The following is a 13,267-nucleotide window of genomic DNA, read 5'->3' on the forward strand; positions in this document are numbered from 1 at the left end:
CCACCTGGTCCGCCTGCACCGCCAGCGCGCCGAAGAAGCCGCGCACCGGAATGTCCTCCTTCTCCGACTCCGCCACCGGCGGCGCCGAGAAGAGGAACACGCTGCCGTCGCGCACCTTGCCGCGCAGCTCCGAGAGCAGCGCGTGCTCCGACACGCCCGGCCCCGACTGGGCCTCCACCTTGCGGCGCACGAGGTTCACGTCCGGCGACTCCACCGCCAGCGCCTTCACCGGCTCTCCGGGCTCGGGGGGCTCCGGCGAGTCCGGAACCGCGAGGTACACGTAGCCCCGGTCCGCGAACAGCAGCATCGGGAGGCCACCGTCCACCGGCTCCACGCGCGCGCTGCCGTCCTCCTGGGGCAGCACCCGGTGGCCCGCGTCGCGCAGCTCACGCGCCACGGCCGCGAGCGCCGCTCTCGCGTCCGTCACGCCCAGGAGCGCCACCACGCCGTCGAAGTCCGGCACGAGGAAGAAGCCGAAGCCCTCCTCGGGGTCCACCTCCGTGGGGCCCCCCGTGAGGCTGCGCAGCAGCAGCGGCACGAGCGGCGCGTCCTCCAGCGTGGCCCGGGCGTTCCCCGCGCCCACCAGCCGCTCGTAGAAGTCCACCAGCCCCTCCACGTTGCCGCGGAGGCGGGGCACCCAGAGCACCGTCTGCGCGTCCGCCGGCACCGCGCGCAGCACCGGGCGCGGCACCACGGTGAGCACCACCCGGGCCAGCTCCTTCTGCCCGTCCAGCGCACGCACCGTGTAGCGGCCCGCCGTGGCCCACGCGTGGCGCACGCCCGCCGCCGTCTGGAGCGGCGTCTGGTCCCCGAAGTCCCAGGTGACGACAGGCGCCTTCGGGGACTCGGAGCCGAACGCCTCCGGCACGCCCGCCTCCACCGTCCGCTCCGGGCCCAGGTCGGGCCTCACGCCGTGACAACCGGCCGCCCCCCACGCCAGGGCGACCGTCAGCAGGAGGAGCGGCAGGGAAGTCGGGAGCGCGCGGGGACGGGACGCCATGGGCGTTCCGTTAGTAATCCAACGCCAGCCCGAACATCCAGCGTCGGCTGCCCAGGTTCAGGCCCTTGCCGCCAAAGTTGTTCACTTCCGCGTAGGTGTACTCGGCGAAGAGGTACGAGTGGTTCACGCCCAGGTCGGAGTCGAAGTCGCGCGCGAAGCGCGGCTCCAGCACGTCCAGGAGGAACGACACGCCGGCGGTGGCCGCGTAGCCCCACTTGCCACCGCTGGCCTTGGAGCCCTCCACCACCTCGGTGGCGCTGCCCTTGGTCATCCACCACGGCGAATAGACGAGCCCCAGCTTGGCGTACGGCACCAGCGGCACGCCCCATTTGAAGGCGGCGTAGTCGAACTTGTAGAAGCCGTTGAGTTGCAGGGGCAGCACCTTCAGCGCCGCCTTGTCCGCCGCCTGCGTCCCGTCCTCCAGCAGCGCGTTGGCGTACTTCTCCGCGTAGCCCGCCGACAGGCCCAGGCCCGCCGTGCCAATGCCCTGGTAGAAGAAGCGCTGGAACTCCAGTTCGATGAGGAGCAGCGACGCGTCCCCGAACGTGTCCTTGTAGGGCGTCTTGCCCTCGAGGGCCTTCTCCGTGTCGATGCGCGGCTGGTAGCCGCCACCCCGGAAGATGATGGCGCCGGTGCGGGGAGAGCGCGTGGGGATCGTCACCTCCTGCGCCACCGCCGGAACCGCCAAGAGAAGCGCCGCGACTCCCAAGCCCACTGCCGTGCTGCTCATGACACCTTCCTCCGATTCGACAACCAGATGCCCAGCGCGGCCAGCACCGCGCCGCCCGCGATGCCTCCGCCGGTCGCGGCACAACCTCCGCGCTCCTGGCCGCCAGCATCCACATACGCATCGAACAAGCCGTTGCTCTTGACGGGCGTGCCTTCCACCGCGTCGGACAAATCACTTCCGTTGCCCGCTTCGTCGATGATCTTGGCCTGGACCCGGTACGTCACCCCGTTGATCAGCCCGTCCGCCACCACGTTCCCCTCCCCGGCCGCCTTGCGGAAGCTGAGCGTGGGGCCCACCGGCTCCGGGGCCACCGAGCCCGCGTCCAAGACCTCGCCCGCGTCCAAGACCTCGCCCGCATCCACGACCTCGCCCGCGTCGACCCCGGCGTCCTCGTCCGGCAGCGACCCACCGTCCGCGGTCGTCAGCGCCGTGACCTCCACGACGACGGTGGACTTCGTCTCCGCGCCGTCCACCTGGACCGACAGCGCCGAGTCCCGGGCGATGACCTTCCCGATGGACGGCTTCGAGGGCGGCGCGGGGTCGAACTTCACCACGAAGGCGGGGGACCCCACGCTGGAAAAGCTCGACGAGCAGGACGCGTCGTAGACGCTCGCGAACGTCTTCGCGGACGCGCACAGGTTGAAGCTGATCTCACTGGTCTGCGTCGCGCACGTCGTCGGGGTCGCCAGCAACGCGAGCGCGTCCTGCACGGTGAAGGACACCGTGCCCGAGGCCGTCGTGTCCGTGATGGTCGCGAGCTTCAGGTCCGTCAGGCCGGGCTCCGACCCGCAGCTGGACCTGGAAACAAAGAGGAAGAGGCTTCCTCCGGTGCACAGGTTCCCCGTGCGGGACCAGGAGAAGCGCACCGGCGTGGCGCAGTCCGCCTTGGGCGTGAGCACGGTCGTCCCCGAGGTGGTGGACGTCGTCGTGAACGTCACCGCGGTCCCTGTCGTCTGGGCCACGGCCGTGGAGGCGAACAGCAGGAGGGCGGCAAGGGAGAGGCGCATGGATGGAGCGGAAGGCTAGCAAGGGCGGGGCCACCGACAAGCCCCGGCCGGATGGCCTTTTCACCCGGAAAACCCCGGGTTCGCGCGCCAAACAGACACGGCGTCCCCAGGGGCTCTGCCAAATTGTCAGGCCGGGCGTTCCGAGAGCTTGAGGCCGGCGTCCACCAGGTGGGAGGCGGCCCGGCCGGCGTTGTCCACCGAAGCGAAGAGGGTCACCCACTCCGGGGCCTGGGGGAAGGCGCGCACCCGGCCCACATGGATGGCCGGGTCGCTCATCACCAGCATGGGCATGGGGTAGATGCGCTCGCCGGGGGCATCCAGCACCTTGAGGGCGGGGGACGTCTTCAAGGCGGCACGCACCTGCTCCACCGGGGCGGGCTTCTTGAGCTGCACGTTCACGCTGAGACCATGGCCGTGGAAGGTGGGCACCTGCACGGCGGTGCCGGCCAGCACGGGCACCTCGCCCAGGGCCGCGAACAGGCGCGCGGCCTCCAGCGTCCAGCCGCCCTCCTCCTCCGTCCAGGGGGAGTTCACCATGAAGCCGCCCACCTGGGGCACGAGGTTGAAGCCCACGCGGTGGGGGAAGGCCTGCGGCTCCGGCTCGCGGCCGGACAGCAGGTCCGCGGTCTGCTTCTCCAGCTCGGAGATGCCGCGCACGCCCGCGCTGGAGGCGCCCATCAGCGCCGTCACCTGCGCGCGCACCACGCCGAACGCGCGGCGCAGGGGCTCCACCAGGTGCACGGTGGCGCTGGTGATGATGCCCGGCAGGCACACCACCCGGCCCTTGAAGGTGAAGCCCGGCCCCAGCGCCTCGGTGTTGAAGCCCGGCAGGATGAGGGGCACGTTGCCGTCGCTCCGGAAGGCGTTGCTCGCGTCCACCACCCAGGCGCCCGCGGCCTGCGCGGCCGGGGCCAGCTTGCGAGACGCCTCCGCCGGCGTGGCCAGCAGCACGACGTGGAGGCCCTTGAAGGCGTCCGCGTGGGCAAGCTCCACCTCCAGCGTGTCCTCGCCGTACTCCACCTCCAGGCCCTTGGAGCGCTCCGAACCGAAGGCCTGCACCTGCTCCATCGGCACGTCGCGCGCGTACAGCGCGGCCAGCACCTCACGGCCCACCACGCCCGTGGCGCCCACCACGCCAATCCGAAGGTTCTCTCTCATGACGGAGTCCTTTACGTCACCGCCCCCACGGGCGCGAGCACCACGAGCGGGAGCAGGCCCGCGTCCGTTCAATCTTCGGTTCAGTCTTCCTTGAGACGCGACGTGGGCACGGGGCCCGGCAGCGGCGGGAACTTGGGGTTGCGCTCCGGCTCCGAGGCCCGGACGTAGTGAGGCTCCAGCGCGAACAGCGCCTGCATGGAATACGCGTCCGGCAGCCGCGCCAGCCGGCCCACCTCCACCGCGGACGGGAAGGCCGGCCCCAAGAGCAGCCGGTGGGGGGCGACGCCGTGCTTCTCCAGCGCCTGCCGGTAGTCCGCCAGCGCGGGGCCCAGCGCCACGGCTTCGGGTTCGGCGGCCATGCGCTGCGCCACCTCCTCCGGCGACATCGCCGTCTCCGGCGCCAGCGCCTCCACGGTGTGGCCCGTGCGGCGGTAGGCGCCCAGGTACAGGTCATCCCGGCGCGCGACGGCGAGGCAGAACAGCGGCACGCCCTCCGGCCCCTCCAGCGCCACCGCCGCCAGCGACGACGCGCCGGCCACCTTCAGGCCCGTGGCGTACGCGAGCGCCTTCACCGTGGCGAGCCCGATGCGCAGGCCGGTGAAGGACCCCGGCCCCAGCCCCACCGCCAGTCCCTCCAGGTCGGTGAGCTTCAGGCCGTGGCGCGCGAGCAGCTCCCCCACGACGCCGGGCAAGGCCTCGCTCTGCTTCTCCGGCGGAAGCACCACCATGTGCTCCACCGCGCGCACGTCGCCGCCCTGGCGTTCCACCAGGGCGAGCGACAGCGTCAGCGTGGAGGTGTCCAGCGCGAGCAGCACGGATGACATCCCTTCTTCTTCGTCAGGCTCGCAGCGAGCCGGTCAGGCCGGAACGGCCCAGAGGTCCAGCGGCACTTCCGACACGCGCACGCCGCACCGGTACAGCCGCACGCGCGCCAGGCCCTTGTCCAGCATGCCCAGCGTCTTCGCGGCGGCCTTCGACAGGTCGATGATGCGACCGTCCACGAAGGGGCCGCGGTCGTTGACGCGCACCTCCACCTGGAGGCCGTTCTCCATGTTCAGCACCTTCACGCAGGAGCCGAAGCGCTCCGTGCGATGCGCGGCGGTGAACGCGTTCTGGTTGAACTTCTCCCCGCTCGCGGTGGGCCGGCCGTGCAGGCCCGGGCCGTAGAAGGACGCGAGGCCCTCACCCAGGTACGTGCGCGGCATCTTGTCCCGGCGGGTCACCTTCGGCTCGTCCTTCGCCGCGCCCGGGTCCTTCTCCGGAGGCTGGGGCTTCGCCGCGCGTGACGCGCAGCCGGCGAACATGCCCAGGCCCAGCAGCAGGAGTGCGCTCCGTCCTCGCATCATCACCTCTCTCTAGCGGGTCACGTCGTTGGTCACGGCCAGCAGCATGAGCAGGATGAGCAGCGCCAGGCCCACCATGTTCGCCACCTCGCGCACGCGCACGGGGATGGGGCGGCGGCGGATGCCCTCCCACGCCGCGGACAGCAGGTGGAAGCCATCCAGCACCGGGATGGGCAGCAGGTTCATCACGCCCAGGTTGATGGAGATGATGGCCATCAGGTTGAGGAAGCTGTCCATGCCCTGCTCGGCGCTCTTCGCGGCCAGCTGGTACATCATGATGGGGCCGCCGATGGTGCTGGGCGACACCTTGCCAATCACCAGCCCGCCCAGCACCTGCACCATCTGCCCGACAATCTTGGGGACGATGAGCGCGGCCTCCTTGAAGGCGGCCACCGGGCCCAGGTCGATGGTCACCTTCTCCACCGGCGGCAGGTCCGCGCTGCTGAAGCTCCACGGGCGCACGCCGAACACCAGCGGCGCGCTCGTCTGGCCGTAGTCGTCGCGCGTCTTGAGCGGCGCCTGCGCCAGCTTCTCCGTGCGCTCGCCCTGAGCCCCGCGCCACGTGAGCGTGAAGGGCTGGGCCTGCAGGCCGTTGAGCACCGTCATCAGCTTGTTGAAGGACTTCAGCGGCGTGCCGTTGATGGCCACGATGCGGTCGCCCGGCTGCAGGCCCGCGCCCTCCGCCACGCTGCCCGACGCCACCGACGCCACGTAGAGGTCCACCGACTCCGCGCCCAGCGCCGCCGGGCCCTCGCCGGCCTGACGCGGCAGGGACACGTCCACCACCTCCGGCATCCGGCCGGACACGACGCCCACCGTCATGGGGGCGAGCCGCGCGACCTTCAACGCCAGCGGCGAGCCCTCCGGCACCTTGCCCACTTCACGGTAGAGGGCCGCCTCGTCCTGCACGTGCACGCCGTTGACGGACAGCACCCGGTCAAAGCTCTTGAGGCCCGCGTTCGCCGCGGCCGAGTCCGCGAGCACGCCCACCACGGGGGGCTGCGGATAGGGGCTCACGCCAATCATCCCGCGCTCGACGGTGTCCACCGGGGAGACTTCCGAGCTGCGCTCCGGCGTCACCTGCACCACGCGCTCTTGGCCGTCGCGCTCCAGGGTGATGGGCACGGGGCGCTCGAACCGGCCCACGAACGCGTCGCGCATGTCGTCGAAGGTGCGGACGGGCTCGCCCTCCACCGCGACGATGCGATCTCCCGGGCGGATGCCCGCGGCGGCGGCGGCCATGTCCGGCGACACCATGCCCACGCGCGTGGACAGCGTCTCCTGGGGCCCCAGGAAGACGAAGAAGTAGACGAAGATGGGGAACAGCAGGTTGAAGGCCGGGCCCGCCAGCACGATGAGGCCGCGCTTCCAGGGCGGCTGCGCCAGGAAGCCCCGGGCCGCCTCTTCCGGCGGCAGCTCTTCATGGGGCAGGTCCCCGGCCATCTTCACGAAGCCGCCCAGGGGCAGCAGCGCCACCTGGTACTCCGTCTCACCCTTGGTGAAGCCGATGATCTTCGGCCCGAACCCGATGGAGAACTTGAGGACCTTCACCCCACAGGCCTTGGCCACGAGGAAGTGGCCGAGTTCGTGCACCGTCACGAGCACGCCCAGCAGGAGGATGAAGAACCCGAGGTTCTGGAGCATGGGCCCAACAGTAATCGCGCCCCCCGGCACGGACAACGCGCAACAGCGGTCGCGTGGCAGACGGGCAGGCGCGAAAACGGGCACTTACGGCAGCAGGTGCCTCACGAACTGCACATAGACGAACACCAGCGGCGCGTTGAACACGAGCGCGTCGATGCGATCCAACACGCCGCCATGTCCGGGAATGAGCTTTCCGGAGTCCTTCACGCCGTAGGCGCGCTTGAGCATGGACTCGCACAGGTCGCCCACGGGCCCCAGCAGGCCGCCGAAGAACCCCAGCAGCACACAGTCCCACACGGTGAAGACGGGGAAGAAGAAGCCCCGGGCGATGAACATGCCCAGCACCGAGCCGACCATGCCGCCGAAGAAGCCCTCCCACGTCTTGTTCGGGCTCACCGTGGGGTACAGCTTGTGCTTCCCGAGGAAGCGCCCCGCGAAGTACGCGAGCGTGTCGTTGGCCCAGGTGATGGTGAGCGCGCAGATGACCCACGCGAGGCCGTCATCCGGGAGCAGCCGCAGCGCGGACAGCGCGGTGAGGCCGATGGCGCCGTAGAGGAAGCCCGTGACGAGGTGCGCGGCGCGGCCGGGTGCCTCCGCGAGCGAGCCCCGGAACAGGTTGTAGATCCACGCGAAGAAGAAGAAGACGGACGTCACCCAGAAGGCCGTCTCGCCCGTGCGGGCGGCGTCCTTGAGGGGGAGTAGCGGCATGAGGAAGGCGGCGGCCATGCCCACCCAGGCGGCGGCGCCCAGCCGCTTCTGGGTGATGAGGTAGTACTCCCCGGTGCAGGCGGCCGCGGCGGCGCCGAGCAGCACCGCGCTGTACCACCCGCCCAGGAACAGCAGCAGGAGCACCAGCGGGAGCAGGGTGAGGCCGGTGACAATCCGGATGAGGAGGTTCTTGTTCTTCTCGTTCACGCCTTGGCCCGCTGGGGTGTGTCGTCCCGGTTCACCTGGGCGGACGTCAGACCGAAGCGGCGCTCGCGGCCCTGGTACTGCGACAGGCAGCGCAGGAACTCTTCGGTGCGGAAGTCGGGCCACAGGGCGTCGGTGAAGCACAGCTCGGCGTACGCCAGTTGCCAGAGCAGGAAGTTGGAGATGCGCAGCTCTCCGCTGGTGCGCACGACGAGGTCCACCGGGGGCAGCCCGAAGGTCCACAGCCGCGACTCCAGGTCATGCGCCTCCAGGCGCGCGGGATCCAGCTCTCCGCGGGCCACGGACTCGGCGAGGGCGCGCGCGGCGCGCAGCAGCTCCTCGCGGCCGCCGTAGGACAGGGCCAGGGTGAGCACCATCCCGGTGTTGTGGGCGGAGTCGGCCATCAGCCGCTCCAGCGGGTCCTTCACGAAGCGGGGCAGCTTCTCCACCTCGCCAATGGCGTTGAGGCGGATGCCGTTGTCCAAAATCTCCGCGCGCTCGCTCTCCAGATACTCGCGCAGCAGGTCCATCAGCCCGGCGACCTCTTCGGCGGGGCGGGCCCAGTTCTGGGAGGAGAAGGCGTAGAGGGTGAGGGCCTGCACACCCACCCGGCGGGCGGTGCGTGTCACCTCGCGGACACTCACACTGCCCTCGCGGTGCCCCTCCAGGCGCGGCTGGCCCCGCAGTTCGGCCCAGCGGCCGTTGCCATCCATGATGATGCCCACGTGGCGCGGGAGCGGCCGGGCCTTGACCTGGACCTCGAGGGGAGTGGGCAGCACGGTGGGGCGATCCATGAAGCCGCGCACCCTAGCGGTGGCGCCGCGTCGCGTCCACGGGCGCGTGGCTGCCCGGTCCCCCATCCCCGCTGGTCGGTCGTCTGGTGGGGTTGAACGGTTCATGAAGGGACAGGAGCCCGGTAGAGTAGCCTTCCATGAAAACCCTTTCAGTTCTCCCCTCCCGCCGGATGCTCGGTGGGCTGCTGGGCCTGTGTTTGTTGGGAGCAGGGCCGGCGCTCGGGCAGGGCGGCGTTTCCACGCCGCGTCGGCCCCGGGCGGCCATGAAGGACTTCGCGGCGGTGCTGGCGGAGGCGATGCGGCTCTACGACGAACTGGCGTACGAGCAGGCGCTGCGGGCGGTGGGCCGGGCGAAGGGGCTGGCCCGTTCGGAGGAAGAGCAGGCCGCGGTGGCCATCTGCGAGGGGCTCGTGCTGGCGGACCTGGGGCGCCGCAAGGAGGCGCTCGCCGCGTTCCAGGCGGGGTTGATGCTGACGCCGGACGCGGGCCTGCCGGTGAAGGTGTCGCCGAAGGTGGAGAGTGACTTCGAATCGGTGCGCCAGGAAGTCCAGCGCCACCGGCCCGCGGTGGCGCGCCCGGAGCCGGCGCCGGAGGGTTCGCCCCGGCGCGGGGATGCGCCGGTGTCGCAGGTGACGAAGGCGCCGCCACCGTTGGTCCCGACTCCGGTGGTGGTGGCGGCGGCGCCCGTGCCGTCGCCCGGCGTGGACCTGAAGGTGGAGGCGAAGCAGTCCCCGGAGCGGCGGGTTCCGACGCTGTCATGGGTCCTGCTGGGCACGGGCGTGGTGGCGGGAGGCGTGGGGACCCTCTTTGGGATCCAGTCGCGCGACCATGTGGGCTCCGCGCGCGAGGCGGAGCTGACCAAGGCGGCGACCGGACACCTGGACGAGGCGCGGGGCCAAGCGGTCGTGGCGAACGTCCTCTTCAGCACGGCGGTGGCGGCCGCCGCCGGCGCGGTCACCGCGTACTTGCTGGACGAGGAGCCCCCTGCGGCGGAGGGCAGGCCCTGAGGGCCCGGGGCGCGGCGGCCATCACTCCGTCTGCAGGTTGAGCTTGAAGACGTTTTCCTGGCCCGCCTTCACCTCGAAGGTTTTCGTCACGTCCTTCTCCAGGTCCTTGTTCACGACCCGGATCTGATGCCGCCCCTCGGTGGTCTCCACGGCGCCAAACGGCGTCTGCCCCAGGGGCCGTCCATCCAGGTACACCATCGCGAACGGGCGGATCCGGAACTCCAGCCGTCCCCTGGCGAGGGTCGGGCGGCGCACGGGGGCCTTCCGGAGGCTCCCTGCGTCCGGGGCCCCTGGCGACACGCTCTCGGCCGGCTCCGGAGCGACCGCATCCGCGCCTCCCGCGTCGGTCACGACCGGCGGGGCTTCGGGTGGAGCCGCCGGCACCGGCGCTTCGCGCGCAGGGGTCGGCTCCTTCGAAAGCGCCCCGTCCGTCAGCCCTGGCGCCGGGGGAGCCACCGGCGGCGCCACGTCCTTCGGGCTTCGGCCAAAGGCGACCCACCCACCCACCAACACCAGCACGCCCAGGGCCACGACCGAGGCCACCACCGCGCCACGACGCGAGGCCGGTGCGTCCGCCTTCTTCGGGGGTGTCGCGGGAGTGTTCGCCACGCCGGTGAAGGCCGACAGCTCCAGCTCCAGACCCGGCGTCACCGTGGGCGCATCCATGGGCGCCTTCATGGAGTCCGGTCCCCGGCCCGCCTCCCTTCCCTCCAGCCCCTTCTCCGACGCGAGCCGCTCCCTCGCCGCGCTCGCGCGAATGGGCATCGGCGTCGTCAACACGACCGCCCCGCGCGGCCCCTCTTCCTTCGTCTTGTTGGGGTTGTTGGGAGTCCCCTTCCCCTCCGCGTCCGGCGTTTGTGACGCCGTCTCCTGGTTCTTCGCATCCACGCGCACGGGCTGCGCGGGCGTGGGCACCGCCGCGCCGCCCTCCGTCACCTGCGCCACCAGCCGGGCGATCTGATACGCGCCCACCGGTTCGCCCAGCGACAGCACGAACCGCTCCAGGTCCGCCTGGAGCGCGCGGCAGTCCTGGTAGCGCTCGTCCCGGTCCTTCGCGAGCGCCTTCGCCAGGATGCGCTGCATCATCTCCGGCAGGTCGTGTCGGCGCTCCACCGCGGGCACGAAGGGCTCGAACAGGATGGCCTGCATCATGCTCGCCTCCGTCGTCGCCTCGAAGGGGCGCCGGCAGGTGAGCAGTTCGTAGAGCACCATCCCCAGCGCGTACACGTCCACGCGCCCATCCATGGACCGGCCCTGGAGCTGCTCCGGTGGCATGTACGCCACCTTGCCCTTCACCACGCCCGTCTGCGTGCGGTGGCCCTGCCCCGCGACCTTCGCGATGCCGAAGTCCACCACCTTCACCGAGCCCTGGCGGGACACCAGGATGTTCTCCGGACTGACGTCGCGGTGGACCAGCCCCAGCGGCATCCCCGTCTCCGCGTCCGTCAGCTCATGCGCGAACGCCAGCCCCTCCGCGGCCGCGGCCACCATCTTCGCGCACAGGGCTGGCGGCAACGGCGCCTGCTGTTCTGCCGACCGCTTGATGAGCCGGCGCAGCGTGGGCCCGTCGATGTACTCCATCGCCAGGAAGTAGCTGCCGTCGGCCTCGCCGAAGTCGAAGATCTGCACCACGTTCGGGTGGTCCAACTGGGCGGCCAGCTTCGCCTCGCTCAGGAACATCTCCACGAACGCTTCGTCCTCCGCCAGGTGCGGCAGGATGCGCTTGAGCACGAGCGTCTTCTCGAAGCCGCGCGCACCCGCGGCCTTCACGAGAAATACCTCCGCCATGCCCCCCGCGGCGAGCTTCCGAACGAGCTGATACTTCCCCAGTTGCATTGAGGGCGAGCTTTCCCACGATTCTCCGGAAAAGTGAAATGACCTTGAGGGTCGAGCGTCCGCTGACACGCAAGGTGTCACCGCGTGTTTGACCGTGACGTGACGTGCTCCGTAGGATCCGCGCTCCCATGCCCCCCAAGGCCATTGGTCCCTACCGCGTGCTGGAGACGCTCGGCAGTGGCGGGGCCGGGACCGTGTATCGGGCCCTGGACCGCCGCAGCAACGACGAGGTCGCGCTGAAGCTCCTGTCGACGGGTCCGTCGCTGGACGACCGCGCGGCCCGGAGGCTCGTGCGCGAATTCGAGACCCTGGCGGACCTGTCCCACCCCAACGTGGTGAAGGTCTTCGAGGCCGGCGTCCACGAGGGCTGGCCGTACCTGGCCATGGAGCTCATCGAAGGGCTCACCCTGCGCCACTACCTCGACGTGAGCCTCGGCGGCGGCCCGCCCACGCCCCCGCCGCGCGGCCCCCTGTCCATCCGCCGCACCGAGGACGACGACTTCGGCAGCGTGGACGGCCCGGACGAGGACCCGGACGACGACTCGGCGGTGGACGACGACGACGGCACCTTCGGCCTGAACGCCTTCGCGGAGGAGGCCCCCAGCGAGGACCTGGCCAGCTTCCATGGCGGCGCGGGAGACGACTCGGATTCGGACGACGTGCCGGTGGATCCGCGCCGCGAGCCCGCGCGCAAGGCGTCCCCCACGGCGCGCCCGGGCGCCACGCCGCCGCGCATGGCGGACCTGAACCGCCCGGAGCGCATGGGCCGGCTGAAGGACGCGCTGCTCCAGGTGTGCGAGGCGCTGGCGTACATCCACGGCCACGGGCTGGTGCACCGCGACCTGAAGCCGTCCAACATCATGGTGGACGACGACCGGCAGGTGCGGCTGATGGACTTCGGGCTGGCGAAGTTCCTCGCCGACGACGCGGGCATCACCGCGGACGGCAAGCTCGTGGGCACGTACCGGTACATGGCCCCGGAGCAGATTCTGGGGGAGCCGCTGGATGGGCGCTCGGACCTGTACAGCCTGGGCGTCATCCTGTACGAGCTGATGAGCGGGCGTCCGCCGTTCGACGCGAAAACGCCGCACGAGCTGTGGCGCCAGGTGCTGGAGACGGAGGCACCGCCGCTGCTCGCGCTCAACCTGCATGGCGACCCGCAGCTCGCACGGGTGGCCCATCGCCTCATCCGCAAGGAGCCGGACGACCGGTTCCAGACGGCCGAGGAAGTCTACGAGGCCCTCTCCGAGTGAGCACCGCGACGACGCACACCCTCACCGTGGCCGCCGACAAGGCGGGCCAGCGCGTGGACCTGTTCGTGGGAGAGGCCCTGGGCCTGTCCCGCGCGCGCATGAAGCGCCTCTTCGACGAGGGCCAGGTGCGGGTGAATGGCCGCCCCGCGAAGAAGGGCCTGATGGTGGCCGAAGGCCAGCAGATCGCCGTGACGGTGGAGGAGACGACGCGCGAGGCCGTGCCGGACGCGGACTTCCCGCTCGTCATCCTGCACGAGGACGCCTCCCTGCTCTTCGTGGACAAGCCCGCCGGCCGGCCCTCGCACCCGCTGCAGCCGGGCGAAACCGGCACGGTGGCCAACGCCCTGGTGGCGCGCTACCCCGAGTGCGCGCAGGCGTCCCAGGACCCGCGCGAGGGCGGCCTCTGCCACCGCCTGGACGTGGAGACGTCCGGGGTGCTGGCCGCGGCCCGCACGCGCGAGGCGTGGAGCGCCGTGCGCGAGGCCTTCAGCGGCCGCGCGGTGGACAAGCGCTACATCGCCCTGGTGACGGGCCCGCTGGCGGACGAGGGCGAGGTGGACGTGCCCCTGCGCCACCACCCCCG

General features: G+C 71.3%; 12 protein-coding genes and 1 pseudogene. 3 read left to right on the forward strand and 10 right to left on the reverse strand.

What is annotated here, in order from left to right; genetic code table 11:
• From D7V93_RS23810 to uppS, 9 genes and pseudogenes are all read right to left on the reverse strand, one after another.
• Positions 1 to 1,000: pseudogene (locus D7V93_RS23810) on the reverse strand (PKD domain-containing protein); the annotation flags it as partial.
• A 10-nt stretch (positions 1,001 to 1,010) separates the two neighbouring features.
• A complete protein-coding gene (locus D7V93_RS23815) occupies positions 1,011 to 1,730 on the reverse strand; it encodes an MXAN_2562 family outer membrane beta-barrel protein (RefSeq protein ID WP_120645595.1) in 720 nt (239 codons plus the stop codon).
• Positions 1,727 to 2,737 carry an MXAN_2561 family MXYO-CTERM-anchored protein gene (locus D7V93_RS23820; RefSeq protein WP_120645596.1) on the reverse strand — a complete coding sequence of 337 codons (1,011 nt, stop codon included), beginning with the start codon at positions 2,735 to 2,737 and terminating at the stop codon, positions 1,727 to 1,729. Before D7V93_RS23820 ends, D7V93_RS23815 begins: the two co-directional genes overlap by 4 nt.
• A gap of 126 nt (positions 2,738 to 2,863) precedes the next feature.
• Positions 2,864 to 3,895 carry an aspartate-semialdehyde dehydrogenase gene (locus D7V93_RS23825; RefSeq protein ID WP_120645597.1) on the reverse strand — a complete coding sequence of 344 codons (1,032 nt, stop codon included), beginning with the start codon at positions 3,893 to 3,895 and terminating at the stop codon, positions 2,864 to 2,866.
• A gap of 80 nt (positions 3,896 to 3,975) precedes the next feature.
• A complete protein-coding gene (tsaB, locus tag D7V93_RS23830; protein WP_120645598.1) occupies positions 3,976 to 4,719 on the reverse strand; it encodes a tRNA (adenosine(37)-N6)-threonylcarbamoyltransferase complex dimerization subunit type 1 TsaB in 744 nt (247 codons plus the stop codon).
• A 33-nt stretch (positions 4,720 to 4,752) separates the two neighbouring features.
• Positions 4,753 to 5,238 (reverse strand): septal ring lytic transglycosylase RlpA family protein, encoded by a 486-nt coding sequence (locus tag D7V93_RS23835; RefSeq protein ID WP_120645604.1) that lies wholly within the window; start codon positions 5,236 to 5,238, stop codon positions 4,753 to 4,755.
• A 12-nt stretch (positions 5,239 to 5,250) separates the two neighbouring features.
• A complete protein-coding gene (gene rseP, locus D7V93_RS23840; RefSeq protein ID WP_120645599.1) occupies positions 5,251 to 6,882 on the reverse strand; it encodes an RIP metalloprotease RseP in 1,632 nt (543 codons plus the stop codon).
• A gap of 84 nt (positions 6,883 to 6,966) precedes the next feature.
• Complete coding sequence (locus tag D7V93_RS23845) at positions 6,967 to 7,797, reverse strand: phosphatidate cytidylyltransferase (RefSeq protein ID WP_120645600.1); 831 nt, start codon at positions 7,795 to 7,797, stop codon at positions 6,967 to 6,969.
• Entirely contained in the window at positions 7,794 to 8,588 is a 795-nt protein-coding gene (gene uppS / locus D7V93_RS23850) for a polyprenyl diphosphate synthase (protein ID WP_120645605.1), read from the reverse strand. The genes D7V93_RS23845 and uppS overlap by 4 nt, the downstream gene beginning before the upstream one ends.
• A 137-nt stretch (positions 8,589 to 8,725) precedes the next feature.
• Between uppS and D7V93_RS45140 the strand changes: the two genes are divergently transcribed.
• Positions 8,726 to 9,595: a hypothetical protein gene (locus D7V93_RS45140; protein WP_158623839.1), complete on the forward strand. Its 870-nt coding sequence runs from the start codon at positions 8,726 to 8,728 to the stop codon at positions 9,593 to 9,595.
• 21 nt (positions 9,596 to 9,616) lie between these two features.
• On the opposite strand, the gene D7V93_RS23865 is transcribed toward D7V93_RS45140, so the two are convergent.
• Complete coding sequence (locus D7V93_RS23865) at positions 9,617 to 11,431, reverse strand: serine/threonine-protein kinase (protein ID WP_120645602.1); 1,815 nt, start codon at positions 11,429 to 11,431, stop codon at positions 9,617 to 9,619.
• Between the two features lie 128 nt (positions 11,432 to 11,559).
• Between D7V93_RS23865 and D7V93_RS23870 the strand changes: the two genes are divergently transcribed.
• Entirely contained in the window at positions 11,560 to 12,684 is a 1,125-nt protein-coding gene (locus D7V93_RS23870; protein ID WP_120645603.1) for a serine/threonine-protein kinase, read from the forward strand.
• Positions 12,681 to 13,267, forward strand: a 587-nt coding sequence (locus D7V93_RS23875) for a pseudouridine synthase (RefSeq protein ID WP_147451293.1), incomplete at its 3' end; no start/stop codon positions are given. The genes D7V93_RS23870 and D7V93_RS23875, both read left to right, overlap by 4 nt.

The sequence above is a fragment of the Corallococcus llansteffanensis genome, assembly GCF_003612055.1.
Classification (GTDB): Bacteria; Myxococcota; Myxococcia; order Myxococcales; family Myxococcaceae; genus Corallococcus; species Corallococcus llansteffanensis.

Excerpts from the sequence above, each read along its gene's own strand:
- D7V93_RS23815 (WP_120645595.1), bottom strand. The coding sequence starts at position 1,730 with ATGAGCAGCACGGCAGTGGGCTTGGGAGTCGCGGCGCTTCTCTTGGCG.
- D7V93_RS23820 (WP_120645596.1), bottom strand. The coding sequence starts at position 2,737 with ATGCGCCTCTCCCTTGCCGCCCTCCTGCTGTTCGCCTCCACGGCCGTG.
- D7V93_RS23825 (WP_120645597.1), bottom strand. The coding sequence starts at position 3,895 with ATGAGAGAGAACCTTCGGATTGGCGTGGTGGGCGCCACGGGCGTGGTG.
- tsaB (WP_120645598.1), bottom strand. The coding sequence starts at position 4,719 with ATGTCATCCGTGCTGCTCGCGCTGGACACCTCCACGCTGACGCTGTCG.
- D7V93_RS23835 (WP_120645604.1), bottom strand. The coding sequence starts at position 5,238 with ATGCGAGGACGGAGCGCACTCCTGCTGCTGGGCCTGGGCATGTTCGCC.
- rseP (WP_120645599.1), bottom strand. The coding sequence starts at position 6,882 with ATGCTCCAGAACCTCGGGTTCTTCATCCTCCTGCTGGGCGTGCTCGTG.
- uppS (WP_120645605.1), bottom strand. The coding sequence starts at position 8,588 with ATGGATCGCCCCACCGTGCTGCCCACTCCCCTCGAGGTCCAGGTCAAG.
- D7V93_RS45140 (WP_158623839.1), top strand. The coding sequence starts at position 8,726 with ATGAAAACCCTTTCAGTTCTCCCCTCCCGCCGGATGCTCGGTGGGCTG.
- D7V93_RS23865 (WP_120645602.1), bottom strand. The coding sequence starts at position 11,431 with ATGCAACTGGGGAAGTATCAGCTCGTTCGGAAGCTCGCCGCGGGGGGC.
- D7V93_RS23870 (WP_120645603.1), top strand. The coding sequence starts at position 11,560 with ATGCCCCCCAAGGCCATTGGTCCCTACCGCGTGCTGGAGACGCTCGGC.